The 15968-nt window shown below is 37.2% G+C and carries 14 protein-coding genes; 5 read left to right on the forward strand and 9 right to left on the reverse strand.

All coding sequences use genetic code 11. The annotated features are described in order from the left end of the window. Positions 1-5 precede the first annotated feature (5 nt). Entirely contained in the window at positions 6-1118 is a 1113-nt protein-coding gene (prfB, locus tag DRF59_RS17100) for a peptide chain release factor 2 (protein ID WP_115963025.1), read from the reverse strand. Positions 1119-1457: 339 nt separating this feature from the next. On the opposite strand from prfB, the gene DRF59_RS17105 reads away from it, so the two are divergent. Then, positions 1458-1736 (forward strand): hypothetical protein, encoded by a 279-nt coding sequence (locus tag DRF59_RS17105; RefSeq protein WP_115963028.1) that lies wholly within the window; start codon positions 1458-1460, stop codon positions 1734-1736. Here the strand turns inward: DRF59_RS17105 and DRF59_RS17110 are convergent, their stop codons facing one another. From DRF59_RS17110 to DRF59_RS17145, 8 genes are all read right to left on the reverse strand, one after another. Continuing rightward, positions 1737-2219: a hypothetical protein gene (locus tag DRF59_RS17110; RefSeq protein WP_115963031.1), complete on the reverse strand. Its 483-nt coding sequence runs from the start codon at positions 2217-2219 to the stop codon at positions 1737-1739. Between the two features lie 12 nt (positions 2220-2231). Continuing rightward, entirely contained in the window at positions 2232-3338 is a 1107-nt protein-coding gene (locus DRF59_RS17115) for an NAD(P)/FAD-dependent oxidoreductase (protein WP_115963034.1), read from the reverse strand. 54 nt (positions 3339-3392) lie between these two features. Beyond that, positions 3393-4742, reverse strand: coding sequence for an AAA family ATPase (locus DRF59_RS17120; protein ID WP_115963037.1), 1350 nt, complete (start codon positions 4740-4742; stop codon positions 3393-3395). Between the two features lie 159 nt (positions 4743-4901). Further along, a complete protein-coding gene (locus DRF59_RS17125; protein WP_115963040.1) occupies positions 4902-5900 on the reverse strand; it encodes an alpha/beta fold hydrolase in 999 nt (332 codons plus the stop codon). Between the two features lie 190 nt (positions 5901-6090). Next, entirely contained in the window at positions 6091-7188 is a 1098-nt protein-coding gene (gene msrB / locus DRF59_RS17130; RefSeq protein WP_115963162.1) for a peptide-methionine (R)-S-oxide reductase MsrB, read from the reverse strand. Positions 7189-7205: 17 nt separating this feature from the next. Then, positions 7206-7649: a DUF417 family protein gene (locus DRF59_RS17135; RefSeq protein ID WP_115963043.1), complete on the reverse strand. Its 444-nt coding sequence runs from the start codon at positions 7647-7649 to the stop codon at positions 7206-7208. Positions 7650-7728: 79 nt separating this feature from the next. Further along, the gene (locus DRF59_RS17140; RefSeq protein WP_241505623.1) at positions 7729-7941 is read right to left on the reverse strand and encodes a hypothetical protein; all 213 of its coding nucleotides are present in this window, start codon (positions 7939-7941) and stop codon (positions 7729-7731) included. Positions 7942-8003: 62 nt separating this feature from the next. Then, the gene (locus DRF59_RS17145; RefSeq protein ID WP_115963046.1) at positions 8004-8558 is read right to left on the reverse strand and encodes a sigma-70 family RNA polymerase sigma factor; all 555 of its coding nucleotides are present in this window, start codon (positions 8556-8558) and stop codon (positions 8004-8006) included. Between the two features lie 289 nt (positions 8559-8847). Here DRF59_RS17145 and alaS point away from each other — a divergent pair, with 289 nt between their 5' ends. The 4 genes from alaS (at position 8848) to DRF59_RS17165 (ending at position 15784) form a co-directional block, all read left to right on the forward strand. After that, positions 8848-11451, forward strand: coding sequence for an alanine--tRNA ligase (gene alaS / locus DRF59_RS17150; RefSeq protein ID WP_115963049.1), 2604 nt, complete (start codon positions 8848-8850; stop codon positions 11449-11451). A 237-nt stretch (positions 11452-11688) separates the two neighbouring features. After that, positions 11689-14043 carry a hypothetical protein gene (locus tag DRF59_RS17155; protein ID WP_241505624.1) on the forward strand — a complete coding sequence of 785 codons (2355 nt, stop codon included), beginning with the start codon at positions 11689-11691 and terminating at the stop codon, positions 14041-14043. A 27-nt stretch (positions 14044-14070) separates the two neighbouring features. Continuing rightward, positions 14071-14307 (forward strand): hypothetical protein, encoded by a 237-nt coding sequence (locus DRF59_RS17160; protein ID WP_115963055.1) that lies wholly within the window; start codon positions 14071-14073, stop codon positions 14305-14307. Positions 14308-14314: 7 nt separating this feature from the next. After that, a complete protein-coding gene (locus DRF59_RS17165; RefSeq protein WP_115963058.1) occupies positions 14315-15784 on the forward strand; it encodes a M20/M25/M40 family metallo-hydrolase in 1470 nt (489 codons plus the stop codon). The last annotated feature ends 184 nt before the right edge of the window (positions 15785-15968 follow it).

Genomic DNA, 15968 nt, shown 5'->3' on the forward strand with positions numbered 1-15968 from the left:
ATCTTTTATAAATCCATATCATCATCCGAAACTGCCGTTCCATCAGCCATCAGGAAGGCTTTCAGGAAAGGAGTTATATTTCCGTTCATTACAGCGTCCACATCTGAGGTTTCATGACCTGATCGTACATCCTTTACCAGTTTATACGGATGCATTACATAGTTTCTGATCTGGCTTCCCCATTCAATCTTCATTTTATTGGCTTCAATTTCATTTCTGGCTTTCATACGCTCTTCAAGCTCCATTTCATATAATCTTGAACGAAGAAGCTGCATGGCTTTTTCTTTATTCTGGAGCTGGGAACGGGATTCCGAATTTTCAATGATAATACCTGTCGGAGCGTGACGCAAACGTACTGCTGTTTCTACTTTGTTTACATTCTGACCTCCTGCTCCAGAAGCTCTCATTGTTTCAAAGGTAATATCCGCAGGATTAATATTGATTTCGATCGTATCATCTACCAATGGATAAACATATACGGAAACAAAACTTGTATGACGTTTTGCATTACTGTCAAATGGAGAAATCCTTACCAGCCGGTGAACCCCGTTCTCCCCTTTGAGATATCCAAACGCATATTCCCCTTCAATTTCCAGCGTTACTGTTTTTACTCCCGCAACATCCCCTTCCTGGAAGTTAAGTTCTCTTATTTTATATCCCTGTTTTTCAGCCCACATCGTGTACATCCTCATCAGCATGGAAGCCCAGTCACAACTTTCAGTTCCTCCGGCTCCTGCAGTGATCTGTAACACAGCGGAAAGCTCATCACCTTCATTGGAAAGCATGTTCTTAAATTCAAGGTCTTCAATTTTCTCTACCAGCAGAGGAAAGGTTTCGTCCAGCTCTTTTTCAGAATCCGGATCTTCTTTTGCAAAATCTGCCAGCACCTGAAGGTCTTCAAACTGGGTCTGAATTTCATCATAGCTTTCCACCCATTTTTTTTTGGATCGCAGCTGTTTAAGAAAAGCTTCCGCCGTTTTTGGATTATCCCAAAATTCAGGAGCAGCCGTTTTCTCATCATCATTGGCAATTTCTATCTTCTTTTTTTCAATCTGAAGATATCGGTGTAAATCTTCAATTCTAGATTGAACTTCTTTTATCTGGTCGTTGTTAATCACGAATTTTTCTTTTTGCAAAAATAAGGAATTCTTTTAGAGTGGAGAGGTCTGGGTTTAAAGTTTTGGGTTCGAGTTCGGGTTCCGGGGTAAGGAGTTGAAGTTGGTATTTTTGGAATGTAAAGAAAAAGTTGTCTACACTTCACAAAACTACAAAAGTCACAAAACGTATCATTTTAAAACACCTGAGTTCACTCAAGTAAGTTTAAAATGATATCGCAGAAAAGTTCACACTTGGTGTCTTTTTTGGTTAAAATAATGAATATAAAAAGTTTAATTTAAACAACCTCGAAGATAAAATATTTTCCCTTTCTTTATATTTATATTTTAAAACAGATCTAAATGAATATCATTGATTGGATTAATGAGCATAATGGAAATTTTGCCCAGTTAAAAAAACTTATTATTTCAATGAATTTAATGCCCGGACTTTCCAAAAGCAGTTTTGATCATCTAACTGAAAAACTTCTTCAACAATTGGAAAAAGGAGCAGATCAAGATAAGTTGGAAAAAGTTATAGAAACTGAATTATGTGTTTCTTATGGTCTTTATAAATCTGAGTTCGATGCCGAAGAATTAGCTTCGGAAATTTTTAACTGGTGGGAAAATAACAATAATTAACTATTCCTTTATTATTTCCGCTTCAAAGCTTTTCTTCAGGTATTCTTTTGATCTTTTGCTTTCCACTTTAAAACCTATCATTGTTAAGGCATAAACAAACAGTAACATTAACAAAGGCATGAAAAATTCTACAGACATTTTTTTCTCTGTTGAACCGATCATAATGAATATCCCTATTGCAATAGAGCACCAGAATAGTAAAAATATAAATACAAATACATGTAACTTCATAGTTACCTCTATTTCTGTTCCGTAGTTATTTTTTTGAATAATTCCGCTTATTTGGGGAAGAAAAGAATTTCTGTATTGAATAATTCTGCTGATTTCAAAGTTCTTTTCATTCACAAAACCTTCATAATCTTTGACATAACTTCTTCTAAAACCATATTTCCGGGGTTCTACAAAACCGGAAAGCCTTGTTATTATTTCCTGTTCTGATAAATTTGTCCGATAGGTAATGCGTTCAAAAGGTAAATATTTCATTTTACAATAACATTATATCATTTCCGCCATCATTTCACCGATCTTCGGAGCCAGAGCTACTCCCATTCCTGAAAGCCTTACTGCACAGAACTGTCTTTCAGAAACCTGTTTTACAACAGGCACTTTTTCTGAGCCCATCGCCATTATTCCTGACCACCGGAGTGCAATTTTAAAGTCTTTATGAGGAAGGATGACTTGTCTTAAAAAGTTTTCAAGATGATTCTGCAAAAATTCTGTCGTTTCAAAATCAGTAGTTTCTTCGGTTTCAAAATCCTGGTTTCTCCCGCCACCCAGCAATATTCTGTTTCCTATATTCCTGAAATAATAATAACCTTCGTCATAATGAAAAGTCCCTTTAATTTTTAATCCTTCTACAGGTTCTGTCAGAAGAATCTGCCCACGGGCTGGAATAATGCTTTCTTTTTCCAAAAATTTTGAAGTAAAAGCATTGGTACAATAGATTACTTTATCCGCTTTTACAGAAACATCACCGGAAAGCAGAACCGTCACATCGTCTGTTCTTTCCTCAACCTTCCGGACTTCAGTTCCGAATAAAAACCCGATCTTCAGTTCATGGCACTTTTCCAGCAGTTTCTGCAACAGTTTTCCTGAATGCAGGCTTCCTTCACATGGATTTTCTATCAGGAATTCAGATTTTCCAAGCCCGAATTCCTCTATTTTATCCTGTTTCAGGATATACGTTTTATCCAGTCCGGTTATTGCTTTCAGTTTTTCATTAATGATGTCAATATGAGTTAAAGGTCCTTCATTATTTAGAATTTCATAGCCTCCTGTAAGTTCAAAATCAATTTCATCACTTTTAAAATAATGCCGGATTTTCTGAAGTCCTTCAAATCTCATTTTAACAAGCTTCAGTGTTTTTTCCCAGCCCATTTTCTGCGAATCTGCAATGACTTCCGTAAGGCTTCCAAAACAGGCAAACCCAGCATTTCTTGTTGAGGCGCCTAATGGAACGGAGCTTCTTTCAATAATCAAAACAGATGTTGCAGGATACTTTTCTTTGATAGATATAGCAGCCCAGAGTCCGGAAAATCCGGAGCCTATAATGATAATATCTCTTTTTCTGTAGAATGTATCCAGTTCCCAGATGCTGTTCATAAGCTATGAATGATAAGTAACTTTTGTAAAACTTTAACCCTTACATAGTAATCACTACCTCTTGTCTTCTTCATTATGCTGAAATCCGATGGCTCTTCTCGGCTCCTCCACTATTCTGTAAGTTTCCAGCTCGTTTTTCAATGCCTGAATCCTGAACTGAAAGTCATCAAAATTATTGATAATAGCATCCGCCAGAAATCTGGCTACCTGATCAAGATACTCTTCAGTGAGCTTAGAAGCAGCATCTCTTAAAGCTCCGTTCAGAAGATTCTGGTCAATCTTCAGCTTTTCGTTTCGGGTTCTTTGATACAGGTTTTTAATTCGCTTTTTCAGGCTTTGGGTAAAATCAATCAGCATGGTATTGCTGAAAGCTTTCATTCTGGACGAGATGTCATGCCAGAAAGGCACCTTATCTGCTTTATTATTCTTTAATATTTTGTATAGAAGGGAATCATCCTCAAGTCCTCTTGTCATGGCATATAAAATGATTTCAGACCGTTCCGAAGCATTGGGAGGAAATATAGGGATCATCACATCAAATCTCCCTGGTGCAAGAATTTCTTCATCTATTTCAGAAACTGAATTGGCAGATCCAACCATCAGAATGCCCTCTTTTTCAAATTTCCCTATATAATGCAGGATAAGTTCCTGAGCTTCAAGATTGCAGGAAGCAATATCTGTCTCTGCCTTTCTCTGCATCATTATTTCATCAAAATCATCAAGAAACAACAGCATTTTATTCTCCTTCATCATAGACAACAGGAAATCACTGAAATTGATTTCATTCCCATCAATCAGGGTAGTTCCCAGATAATGTTTTTTAACTTCTTTAAACTGATATCCAATGATTTCAGCTATTTTATTGGCCCAAAAAATCTTACCGCTTCCCGGAGGCCCATACAGAATAATTCCGGCTGGTCTGTTAATTCCCCAATCCTTAATTTGCTGCGGATTCAAAAAAGGTTCCAATACTGCTGATGTATAGAAAAATAAATCCCGGTAACCTATAAAATCTCTTTGCTGAAGGCTTGTCTTATGCCCAAAATAATCATAAACAAACTGATAATTTCCTCCTAGTTTATTATCAATACCATAACTTGATACAGACGATTTGAAGAATCCGTTATCGAAAATATTAGGATTCTGATCTTTGATTACTTTTTCAATTTTATCTTTAGGCTGTTTGATCACTTCAGCAATCTGCTCTAACGTTTTATTTTTATCAAGATCTTTTTCGTACAGCCTTAAAAAATCTACATTTTCACGGGCAAATTTTTCAAAATCTTTCTTTACCTCAAAATTGGTACTGATACAGTCTACCAGCTCAAGATCAAAATCCTGTATAAATTGTTTTATGGCTTCTGCAGAAACATTTAACTCTTCTGCCAGTTCAATTAACTTCATATTTTCCTGTTAGTTCTATCAAATTTAATATTTTAATCCAACAACTCAATGAAAGTATATATTCTTTTTAATATTTCTGATAAATACTAAATTCTGGCAGAAAAATCACTCACCCACTTCAGATGTCTTCAATAAAGGTATAGAGTATGTTTCAATAATTTATTTTTTATTTATTGTTCTTTCATACATTTCATTTATGGCATCTTCAATAACTTTTGGCTGATCCTGGTTCATATAGTGACCACTATTCGGGACTAAGATCTGTTTACTGTCTGAGGAGAGTAACAATAAGTCCTTTTGCATTTTATCCCATGCCTCAAGCATTTCATTTTTCAGGTTGGGATCTTTGATAAAGCCATCATATCTGCCTGTATCTGCTGCCGTCAGAACAGATAATGGAATGTTTCCAAAAGAATTTATCAATGCTGCATTTCTTTTTACAGCACTCATCTGATCCTGCTCTTCCAGCACGGCATCAGCACTTTTATAGAGTAATGCGGGCATAATAGAATTCTGATACTGATAATCAGTTCCCGGGGGAAACATATTCCTGAACATCAGTCTGGCTGCTCCAAAAGTATTGGCAAACTTTAAAAATCCTGCCGGAAGCCCCTGATTCACAATTTCGTATAACTCCGGAGACAGATATTTTTTATCATCCGGATATTGGCTGTCTACCAATACTATCCCTGCTATATCTTCCGGATATTTTTTTACAAAAAAACGGATAAGTGTGCCCCCGAAAGAATGCCCGACAAGAATATAAGGTTTCGGAGTATTGGTTTTTTCCAGTAACCGATGAAGTTCTTCAGCCATTTTTTCACCTGTTTTAGGCTGCTCACCCCGTTCACTCCACAATAAACCGGACCGGTCATAAGAAAATGTAGTGTAGCTCTTTGATAAATCTTGTTGAATATGATACCATTGCAGATGCCCTGCGGGATCAAAACCTGTTTCAAAAACTACAGTAGGGCCACCCGACCCTTTTTGAAGATAGTGCATTTTGTGTCCATCAATATCCACTAGTTTTCCATCCGGAGGAATACGTTCTGCTTTTGAGCGGGATACTTTTTCAAAAACAAATCCCGTTATCAGCAATAAGATAAGGATAACAAAGAGTACAAAGGCAATTTTCTTTGTCCATTGAAGTATTTTCATAATCAGAAGTTTTTTAAAAGAAAGATAGCTATACAAATAAAGCTCTGAAGATAAGCAATATAATACTTTTGCTCAATACCCTTTTTCAGGTATATTTAACGGATTCTGATCAGAATGAGAAAACTGCAGTTTCATTGTTACACTAAAAAAGAGACTATCTCACTTTTGAGACAGCCTCTTCCCTTTCACATTACTTCTTATCTAACAACGGAAGATATTTTCCGTATCCTTTACTTTCCATCTCTACTTTCGGAATAAATTTCAGAGAAGCGCTGTTTATGCAGTAACGAAGCCCTCCTTTGTCTTCCGGTCCGTCTGTAAAAACGTGTCCCAAATGGGCATCACCGGTTTTACTTCTTACCTCTACTCTTGTCATTCCGTGGGAACGATCCATTTTCTCGTCAATTAAACCTTTTGTAATCGGTTTTGAGAAGCTTGGCCATCCGCAGCCGGATTCAAATTTATCTGTAGAGACAAACAAGGGCTCGCCTGTCGTGATATCTACATAAATTCCTTCACGGGTTTCATTCCAGTATTCGTTCTGGAAAGGTCTTTCTGTACCATTTTCTTGCGTAACATTATATTGTTCTGCTGTCAGTTTTTCCTTTAAAACTTTTTTATCCTGCTTTTGATAAGCTGGTTTTGGAAGCGGGTTGGCTTTTCTGGCCATTTCAAAAAGTCCCGGTTCAATGTGGCAGTAACCGCCTGGGTTTTTATCCAGATAATCCTGATGATAGTCTTCCGCTCTGTAGAAGTTTTTTAACGGAATAGTTTCTACCAATACCGGTTTGCTATAATTTTTTGCCAGTTTCTGAACTTCCTCTTTAACGGTTACCTCATCATTTTTATCGGTATAGTAAATTCCTGTTCTGTACTGATTTCCTCTGTCATTTCCCTGCTGGTCTTTACTGGTAGGATCAATAGTTTTGAAATACAGATCAATCAACAGTTTCAGATCCACCTGCTCCGGATCATATTTTACTTTTACAGTTTCTGCAAAACCTGTTGTATGACTTACCACTTCTTCATAGGTAGGATTTTGGGTATTCCCGTTGGCATATCCCACTTCTGTTCCTACAACTCCACGAATCTGTTGAAAAAAATGTTCTGTTCCCCAGAAACATCCACCTGCAAAATAAATTTCTCTAACGTTTTTATTATCCATAATTTTCTCATTTTCTTTTTTTACTTCCACTACATTGGGCTTTGTTTTCTTAAAAAGCCCGGATCCTGCAGCAAAAACTGCGATACCCAGAATAATTCCGAGTACAATTAATATATTTTTCATTTTTTTCTTTTTATTCATTATTTACGATTTTGAATGATCATCAGTCCAAATCCCAAAAACATAAGGTCTTTTACAATAAAGAAATCTGTAACGGGTATGCCGTCCACTATTTTCCACATTCCCGGAGTTGTAAACAAATAGCTTAATGTTGTCAGGAAAATGACAATCATTCCTATTCCTGCATACTTCTTCAGTACAGCAAATTTCGCACTAAATATCAGGAGTAATGCAATGATAATTTCTATCACTCCGATAAGATTTGACACTGCCTGGACACCCATCATCTTATATACGAAAAAAGTTAAGAAATGGTTTTCCACCAAAGGTTTAATTGCTGCTGCTTCTGTATGCGTAAATTTAAAAACACCTATCCACAGCAAAATAAGCGCTGCTCCGAAGAGTGAGATATAATACCCGATTCCGGCAGATTGATTTTTAGATTCCTGTACTGTTCCGACCATGTTTTAAGATTTTAATTGAATACTTTATTGTTTTCAATAGTATAGTCGGAGCCTTTTTTAAATCCTGACAGAATTTTTATCAGAAATTTAACTTATTGAACATTTTATTTTTAAAATTCTGAATTTCAGAATCATTTATTTCTGTTTCCCGTTCAGCAAATGTACTGGCGAGAATTTTATCCAGAACTTCAAGTTTCTGCTTGTACATCCTGCACCATTTACAGATCATCAGATGCATGTTAAGTTTTCTTTTTTCCCTGGAAGAAATGGTATTGGCATTACGCTTTTCCATGAGCAGTGTTGCTTCACTGCATGGTAAAAACAGAATATGTAGTATTTTTCTTATCATTTCATTTACGATCTTAAAAACCAGTTCACCTCCAGACATTCTCTGAGCTGCACCCGGCTTCGTTGAAGGATCTTCCAAAGGTTAGTCGCAGAAACATTCAATTCCTGACTTACTTCCGGTGCTTTTTTTTCTTCAATATAATACATTTTCAGCAGGATCTTCCATCTGGAGGGCAACTCCTCGATGCATTCCTCCAATGTTTTATTGAAATCCACATTATCTAAAAGCTCATTCCCTTCTCCTGATACATTCCAGTCATTTAAAATATCATTATTTTTCCATGAGCCGGTTTCATCAAAAAAATGATCAAGTCTGATATCGGGTTCGGATTTATATTTTTTCCTGTAAAAATCTGCAATTTTCCTGTTGAGAATAGCCATCAGCCAGGTCAAAGGCTGACTTTTGCCTTCAAAGCTGTCATATCCTGAATAGGCTGCCAGGAAAACTTCCTGAACAACATCCTGGGCATCCTCCCTATTGGATAACAGATATAGTGCTTTTTTCAGAAGCGGCCCGGAGTACTGCTCTATCCAGCTTTTAAACTCTTCGTCTTTTGTCATGGAAGGATTTTTTGTCTTATCTCAGATCATAACGAAGATAATAAGTTAAGCGGGAAACTGCAAAATTTTATGAATTACTTTATTTAAGTATATAATCAGAACCCTATATATTTCCCATTGGGAAGCTTTATTTCCAGCTCCTCCCAACCTTACAGCTTTTAAAAACTAAATATCCTGAAAGCTAAGGCCGGCACCATTCAAAACATAGCATAAAATTATTACAAATCGCTTAAAAATAGTAAATTTGCATCTCATCAAAATTTGATACTAAAAAAGCAAAAGCAATACTATGACATCACAAGAGATACGTCAAAAATTTTTAGATTATTTTAAAAGTAAGGAGCACTTAATCGTTCCTTCAGCTCCTATTGTGCTGAAAGACGACCCTACCCTTATGTTTTCCAACTCCGGTATGACCCAGTTCAAGGATTTTTTCCTTGGCTATAAAACCCCTACAGCCCCGAGAATCGCCGATACGCAGAAGTGTCTGAGAGTTTCCGGGAAACACAATGATCTGGATGATGTAGGTAGAGATACTTACCACCACACCATGTTTGAAATGTTGGGAAACTGGTCTTTCGGGGATTACTTCAAAAAAGAGGCTATTGCTTTTGCCTGGGAATTACTGACTGAAGTATACGGAATTCCAAAAGAAAATTTATATGTAACGATTTTTGAGGGCGACGCTTCTGAAAATCTGGACAGGGACCAGGACGCTTATGATTTCTGGAAGTCACATATTTCAGAAGACAGAATCATTAACGGAAATAAAAAAGATAACTTTTGGGAAATGGGTGAAAGCGGACCATGCGGGCCGTGTTCAGAAATACACATTGACCTGAGAACTCCTGAAGAAAAAGCAGCCGTTCCGGGAATTTCCCTGGTGAATCAGGATCACCCGCAGGTTGTGGAAGTATGGAACCTGGTTTTCATGGAATTCAACAGAAAAGCTGACAAATCTCTAGAGAAGCTTCCTGCTCAGCACGTAGATACGGGAATGGGCTTTGAGCGTCTTTGTATGGCGCTTCAGGGGAAATCTTCCAACTACGATACAGATGTTTTCACTCCGCTTATTTCTAAAGTTGAGGAGCTTTCAGGTAAAAAATATACCGGAATCTTAGAAGATGAAAAAGATATCGCCATCCGTGTTGTGGTAGACCACATCAGAGCGGTTTCTTTTGCTATTGCTGACGGGCAGTTACCATCAAACGGAGGTGCCGGTTATGTAATCAGAAGAATTTTAAGAAGAGGAATTTCCTATTCTTACCGCTTCCTGGATATGAAGGAGCCTTTCCTTTACAAGCTTGTAGCAGTTCTTCAGGAACAAATGGGACCTTTCTTCCCTGAAATTGAAAAGCAGGGCAAACTGGTTGCTGAAGTAATCAAAAGCGAGGAAGATTCATTCTTAAAAACGATTGAAAATGGTCTGATCAGGGTAGAAAAGCTGATCCAGCAGACCATTGCAAATAACCAGAAAGTATTACCAAGCGAAGATGTTTTTGAGCTATATGATACTTATGGTTTCCCTGATGATTTAACGAGAATCATAGCTGAAGAAAAAGGGCTGACTATTAGTGAAGCAGGTTTCAAGACTCAAATGGATAAACAGAAGCTTCGTTCAAAAGCTGATTCTGCTCAGAAGGTATATGACTGGGTTATCTTGGAGGAAAGAGATGAAAACTTTGTGGGATACGATCAGATTGAATCCGAAACTTATATTACAAGATACAGAAAGGTAGAAAACAAAGACGGGGAATTTTACCAGGTGGTACTGAGCAGCTCTCCTTTCTACCCTGAAGGAGGAGGACAGGTTGGAGACAAAGGTGTTCTTGAGAATGCTGTTGAAAGCTTTGAGGTGTTGGAAACTAAAAAAGAGAACGGACTAATCGTTTCCTTGATCAGTGGTCTTCCGAAAGATGCAGGGGCTCTTTTCTATGCTAAAGTAAACCCTTCTGAAAGAAAAAACTCCCAGGCTAACCACTCTGTGACCCACCTGCTGCATGAAGCTTTAAGAGATGTTTTAGGAACTCATGTAGAGCAGAAAGGTTCTTATGTAGGTCCTGATTACCTGCGTTTCGACTTCTCTCATTTCAACAAAATGACTGAAGAAGAGCTGGCATTAATTGAAGAAAAAGTAAACCATAAGATCAAAGAAAGCATTGCTTTACAAGAATTCAGAAATATTCCGATTCAGGAAGCCCTGGACAAAGGAGCGATGGCTTTATTTGGTGAAAAATATGGTGACAATGTGAGAATGATCCAGTTTGGAAGTTCAAAAGAACTTTGCGGAGGAACTCACGTAAAAAACACCAGTGAAATCGGTCATTTCAAGATCACTTCTGAAGGTTCCGCAGCAGCAGGAATCCGAAGGATTGAAGCCATTTCAGGAGATAAATCTGAAGAATACTTCAAAAACCTTGAAAAGCAGATCACTGAGCTTTCCCAGTTATTAAAGTCTAAAGATGTGGTAAGATCTATCGAAAAACTGATCGAAGAAAACACTTCATTGAAGGCTGAAGTAGATGCTCTTAAAAAAGAAAAAGCAAAAGGAGAAATCGGAGAATGGAAAAATGCTTATGAGCAGAAAGGCAACAAGCAGCTTTTGGTAAAGAAAACTTCTCTGGATGCAGGTTCTGTAAAAGACATCGTATTCCAGCTGAAGAGAGAAATCCCGTCTTCTGTAACGATCATTCTTTCTGATGCAGACGGAAAACCAATGATTACTGTTGGAGTTTCTGATGATCTTGCTGCAGATTACCAGGCCGGAGCTATCGTAAAAGACCTGGCAAAAGAAATTCAGGGCGGCGGCGGCGGAAATCCTGGTTTTGCAACTGCCGGAGGTAAAAACCTTGACGGATTGGAAAACGCATACCAAAAAGCTTTAAGTATTTAAAATATTTTTGACAATATAAATTAAACTCCTGATCTGTTCAGGAGTTTTTTTATTCTCAACTATTAAAGCCTCTGCTGTGAGGCGATCCCTTATTGACAAAAGCTCCATCAGAAGTTAGATTAAATCAATGTTATACTCCGTCAAAAAACTTTTCCAGAACAATAAATATTAGTACTTTTGACATAGTTTTTTCAAATGAAAAGGGGCTTATTTTTATTATTTTTCTTGATCTGCTTTTTGGGGTATTCACAATCAAAGATTAAAATTGTTGATGACACCAGTCAAAAACCTGTTTCCAATGCAAAGGTATCCTGTAATGATCAGGTTCTGGGCTATACAAATGCTCAGGGTGTTCTTGAATTTAAGACAATATGCAATACAATCAGTGTTGAAGCAGATTCCTATAAAAGGGAAACTGCAACTGTAGAAAGCAGTATGGAGGTTTCACTTATTAAAAAAAATTCAAAAACCACTGCAATTGATGCTGTTGTTATTGAAGACAAAAGTGATCCAAGAGCCTTGGAAATCCTTAAAAAAGTGAATAAGCTATTTCAGGAAAACTCACCAAAAAGTTTAGGATCCTATTCTTATAAATCTTATGAAAAGATATCTCTGGACATTGATGAAGACAGTATTTCCCAATTTCAGGAGTACTTCAATGATTTAAGTATTTTCAAAAAGAAAAGAGAAAAGGATTCACTGAACAATAGTACGGCAAGAAAGATATTTTCAAAAAGCAAACTTTTCCTCTGGGAGCGGGCACAAGAGTTTTTATACTCAAAAAAATACGGGGAAAAAATCAATATTCTTGATAACAGGATTTCAGGATTGAAGCAGCCGGTTTACGAAATGATCGCTCTTCAGCAGAGTAACAGGGATGTCGTTCCTGAGCAGATCAAACAGGAAAACAGGGGTTTATACAGATTCTTCCTGTCTGATACTATCGAATTGGATGGAAGAAAAAATTTTGTTATCCGGTTCAGGGAAGTAAATTATAAAAACCCTGACCGGAAAAGGAAATACAACGGGGCTATCTATGTAGATACAGAAACATACGGCGTTAAAAAAATTGAAAATTTCAGCAAAAACAAAAATGACGGAATTATCACCAGCACCTGGGTATTTTACAATAATAAATGGTTCCTTGCCCATGAAAAAGCAAAACTGAAAATGGGCAAAATGGCAATGGACGATAAAGACCGCCTCAACAAGAAAGACAAGAAAAGTTTTGGTACTTATGCTTTCCTAACCTCCCGGTATTTTGATTTTGAATCTCCCATTGAAGAAAACCCAAAAGATTTCAAAGGATATACCTTCTCAGTAAAAAGCCTGGACGGACACTCACTGGAAGGTTACCGGACAGATCCTCTAACTGACCGGGAGCGGAACACATACAAAACCATTGACAGCTTAGGCAGAAAATATAAAATTGATAATAAAGCACAGATTGTTTCAGGATTACTGAACGGCCAGATCAGAGTAGGCTCTGTAGATTTTGCTGTAGATGAGATTGTCAATTACAACTCCTATGAAGGATTCAGACTTGGATTAAAGGCCAAAATGAATGAAAACTTTAACCCATACTTCTCTCCTGATTATTATTTTGCATACGGTGTGAAAGACAGGGAATGGAAATTTGGAATGGGGCTGGATATGAAAACGACTTTAGAGAAAAACTCGTTTTTCAGATTTGAATTCTATGATGATGTAACCGCTTCAGGTGAATTTTACAGAAGATTATGGAACTTTAAAATGAGGATGATGAACTTTGGTAACAACCTTAATAATGACAAATATTTTCATTTTAAAGGTGCATCACTATCCTATCTGAATGATGTAACAAACGGCCTGACCCTTGCGCTTGCCGTGAGAAGGAATATTGAAGAAGCTCAATTTGACTATCAGTTCAGGGATAAAGGTTCTTCATTTAAAAACTTCAATACGCTATTTACATTAAAGTATTCTCCAAACTCTACCAATATCATGACCCCGCAGGGAAAATCATTGATCGATCAGAAATATCCCGAGCTGTATTTTAATTATGAACAGAGTTACAGAATGTTAGGCGGAGATTTTAATTATTCCCGTTTTGATGCCCTTTTTGTCCATAATTTTAAGACTCCTTTGGGAACAACCGGTTTCAGGCTGTATGGAGGTATGGTATTTGGAGAAGCTCCGATATGGAAAAACTTTACAATGAACGGACTGGCTTCTCCGGGCAAAGATTTTAATTTCAACCTAACCTCATTTCTGGGGTTTGCAACACTGGAAGGAGGAAAATACTATAACGATAAATTTGTTGCCTACTATTTTACCCATAAACTTCCGTGGTATTTCAAAAGCTTCGGACACAATGTTTCCAGTTTCGATTTTGTATTGCGGGGAACCGTTGGAAATATGAAACATCCGGAGTACCATCAATTCCGTTTTAAGCCCCTGAATCATTTGTACCAGGAAGTCGGACTGGAGTGGAATAACTTCCTTTCAAGTTATTTTAACCTGGGATTATTTTACAGGGTTGGTTATTATACCACTCCGAACTTCAAACAAAACTTTGCCATTCAGTTTAAGCTTAAATTCCTGGAATTCTAAATTAGCTAATAAAACATAATAAATAATATGCAGACGATCGAAATAAAGGCAGAACAGTTTTTTGAATTATTAAAGTTAAAAGATACTTCAATGTGGGAGATTTTCTCACAGATGATTGACGGGAATGAAAAGGAAATTATCTTCCTGGATAACAACAGTAAGATCCTTTTTAATTATATTTTACCTTCTACTCCGGAAAAACTGGAAGAAGACAGAAAAGAGTTCTCCAAACAGTTTTCAGAAAAGCTGGCTCATTTTAATTAAAATACCAATGAATAAGAAATATATTTTTCCCCTGCTGGCTCTTTTACTCTTCGGTACAGGGAATGCCCAGCAGTATAAAAAGCCTCTGATATCAGCAATCAGAGAGTCAGATCTCAGAAAAGATATGTACGAACTGGCTGCCGATCAGTTTTGGGGACGTGAAGCCGGAACCCTGGATGAGCTGAAAGTTTCCATGTGGCTTGCTGACAAGGCCAAAGAAGCAGGGATGAAACCTGCCGGAGATAACGGAACATTTTTCCAGTTTTTTGACATGTACAGACATCAGGTTATCCCGCAAAGCACTCTGAAAATCGGAGACAACAGTTTAAAATTATGGAAGGATTTCCTAGTTGCAGAACCAGTGAATGCTTCTGTAGACGCTGAAATTGTATATGCAGGAAACACAGAACCTGAAGATCTTTCAAAACTGGATATCAAAGGAAAAGTCCTTGCAGTAAATGCTTCAGATAAAAATATTTCTAAGGATATGACTCTTTTCGTAAGAAGATATCCGGGATTTGTAAGAAACAAATATTACAATAAAGCAGCTGAACTGGGTGTAAAAGCAATTATTTTCATCACCGACAATATTTCCGAGCAAAGCTGGGTAGAAGTACTGCCTCAAATGACAAGAGGAAGCTACGGCGTGGAAGGATTAAGAGAAAAAATCACGAATAATATTCCTGTTTTATGGCTCAAAAGAGAAAATGCAGACTGGGTAAAAAACAGTCCCAAAGCTTCTCTGAACCTGATCACTGAAACCTACAAATATCCTTCAGTAAATATTATCGGGAAAATAGAAGGGACTGATCCGGTCCTTAAAAATGAATATGTTTTGCTAAGCGGCCACCAGGATCATGATGGAATCAGGCATCCTGTAAAGAATGATACTATCTATAACGGTGCTGACGATAATGCAAGTACATGCGTTGCAATGCTTGCTATGGCAAGAGCTTATAAAAAGCAGCCGGGAAAAAGAAGCATTCTGTTTGTTTTCCATGGAGCTGAAGAAAGAGGGCTGCTGGGTTCAAGATGGCATGCCTCCCACCCTGTTGTTCCGAAAGAGAAAATTGTAGCCGTTCTGAATGGTGATATGATCGGAAGAAATGACAATAATGAAGCTGCTTTACTGGGAGGCAATGCTCCTCATAAAAATTCTGAAGAGCTTGTGAAAATGGCCGAAGAAGCCAATAATGAAAGTACAAAATTCAAATACCTGAAAGATTGGGATTCTCCGAGTCATGCTGAATATTTCTATTTCAGAAGTGATCATCTTCCGTATGCTAAAATCGGGATTCCGGCGGTATTTTTCACCAGTGTGTTGCACGATCAGTACCACACTCCGCAGGATGAATCTGAAAATATCAATTACAAAAAGCTTTATAAAATGACTGAGTGGATGTACAGAACATCCTGGAAAGTAGCTAATGAAACGGAACGCCCAAAAGTAATTGCGAATTTTTCGCTTGAAAGATAATCTATAAGAGAATTAAAGCATTAAGAAGAATTTAAGTTGCAAGGAAAGTTAAGAGTCAAATTCATTTGAATGAACCATTCTGCTTCCTGAATATCAAAAGATATTTTCTTCATTATTCTTTTTCTTGAAACAAAAGAATCAAAAATTCAAGACTTAGAAACTTCCGCTAAAAATGAAATCTGTT

Source organism: Chryseobacterium flavum, from assembly GCF_003385595.1.
In the GTDB taxonomy this organism is placed as follows: Bacteria; Bacteroidota; Bacteroidia; order Flavobacteriales; family Weeksellaceae; genus Chryseobacterium; species Chryseobacterium flavum.

What these genes read in the sequence shown, in the direction of transcription:
- DRF59_RS17105 (WP_115963028.1), top strand. Translation starts at nt 1,458, where the DNA reads ATGAATATCATTGATTGGATTAATGAGCATAATGGAAATTTTGCCCAG.
- DRF59_RS17110 (WP_115963031.1), bottom strand. Translation starts at nt 2,219, where the DNA reads ATGAAATATTTACCTTTTGAACGCATTACCTATCGGACAAATTTATCA.
- DRF59_RS17115 (WP_115963034.1), bottom strand. Translation starts at nt 3,338, where the DNA reads ATGAACAGCATCTGGGAACTGGATACATTCTACAGAAAAAGAGATATT.
- DRF59_RS17120 (WP_115963037.1), bottom strand. Translation starts at nt 4,742, where the DNA reads ATGAAGTTAATTGAACTGGCAGAAGAGTTAAATGTTTCTGCAGAAGCC.
- DRF59_RS17125 (WP_115963040.1), bottom strand. Translation starts at nt 5,900, where the DNA reads ATGAAAATACTTCAATGGACAAAGAAAATTGCCTTTGTACTCTTTGTT.
- msrB (WP_115963162.1), bottom strand. Translation starts at nt 7,188, where the DNA reads ATGAAAAATATATTAATTGTACTCGGAATTATTCTGGGTATCGCAGTT.
- DRF59_RS17135 (WP_115963043.1), bottom strand. Translation starts at nt 7,649, where the DNA reads ATGGTCGGAACAGTACAGGAATCTAAAAATCAATCTGCCGGAATCGGG.
- DRF59_RS17140 (WP_241505623.1), bottom strand. Translation starts at nt 7,941, where the DNA reads ATGGAAAAGCGTAATGCCAATACCATTTCTTCCAGGGAAAAAAGAAAA.
- DRF59_RS17145 (WP_115963046.1), bottom strand. Translation starts at nt 8,558, where the DNA reads ATGACAAAAGACGAAGAGTTTAAAAGCTGGATAGAGCAGTACTCCGGG.
- alaS (WP_115963049.1), top strand. Translation starts at nt 8,848, where the DNA reads ATGACATCACAAGAGATACGTCAAAAATTTTTAGATTATTTTAAAAGT.
- DRF59_RS17160 (WP_115963055.1), top strand. Translation starts at nt 14,071, where the DNA reads ATGCAGACGATCGAAATAAAGGCAGAACAGTTTTTTGAATTATTAAAG.
- DRF59_RS17165 (WP_115963058.1), top strand. Translation starts at nt 14,315, where the DNA reads ATGAATAAGAAATATATTTTTCCCCTGCTGGCTCTTTTACTCTTCGGT.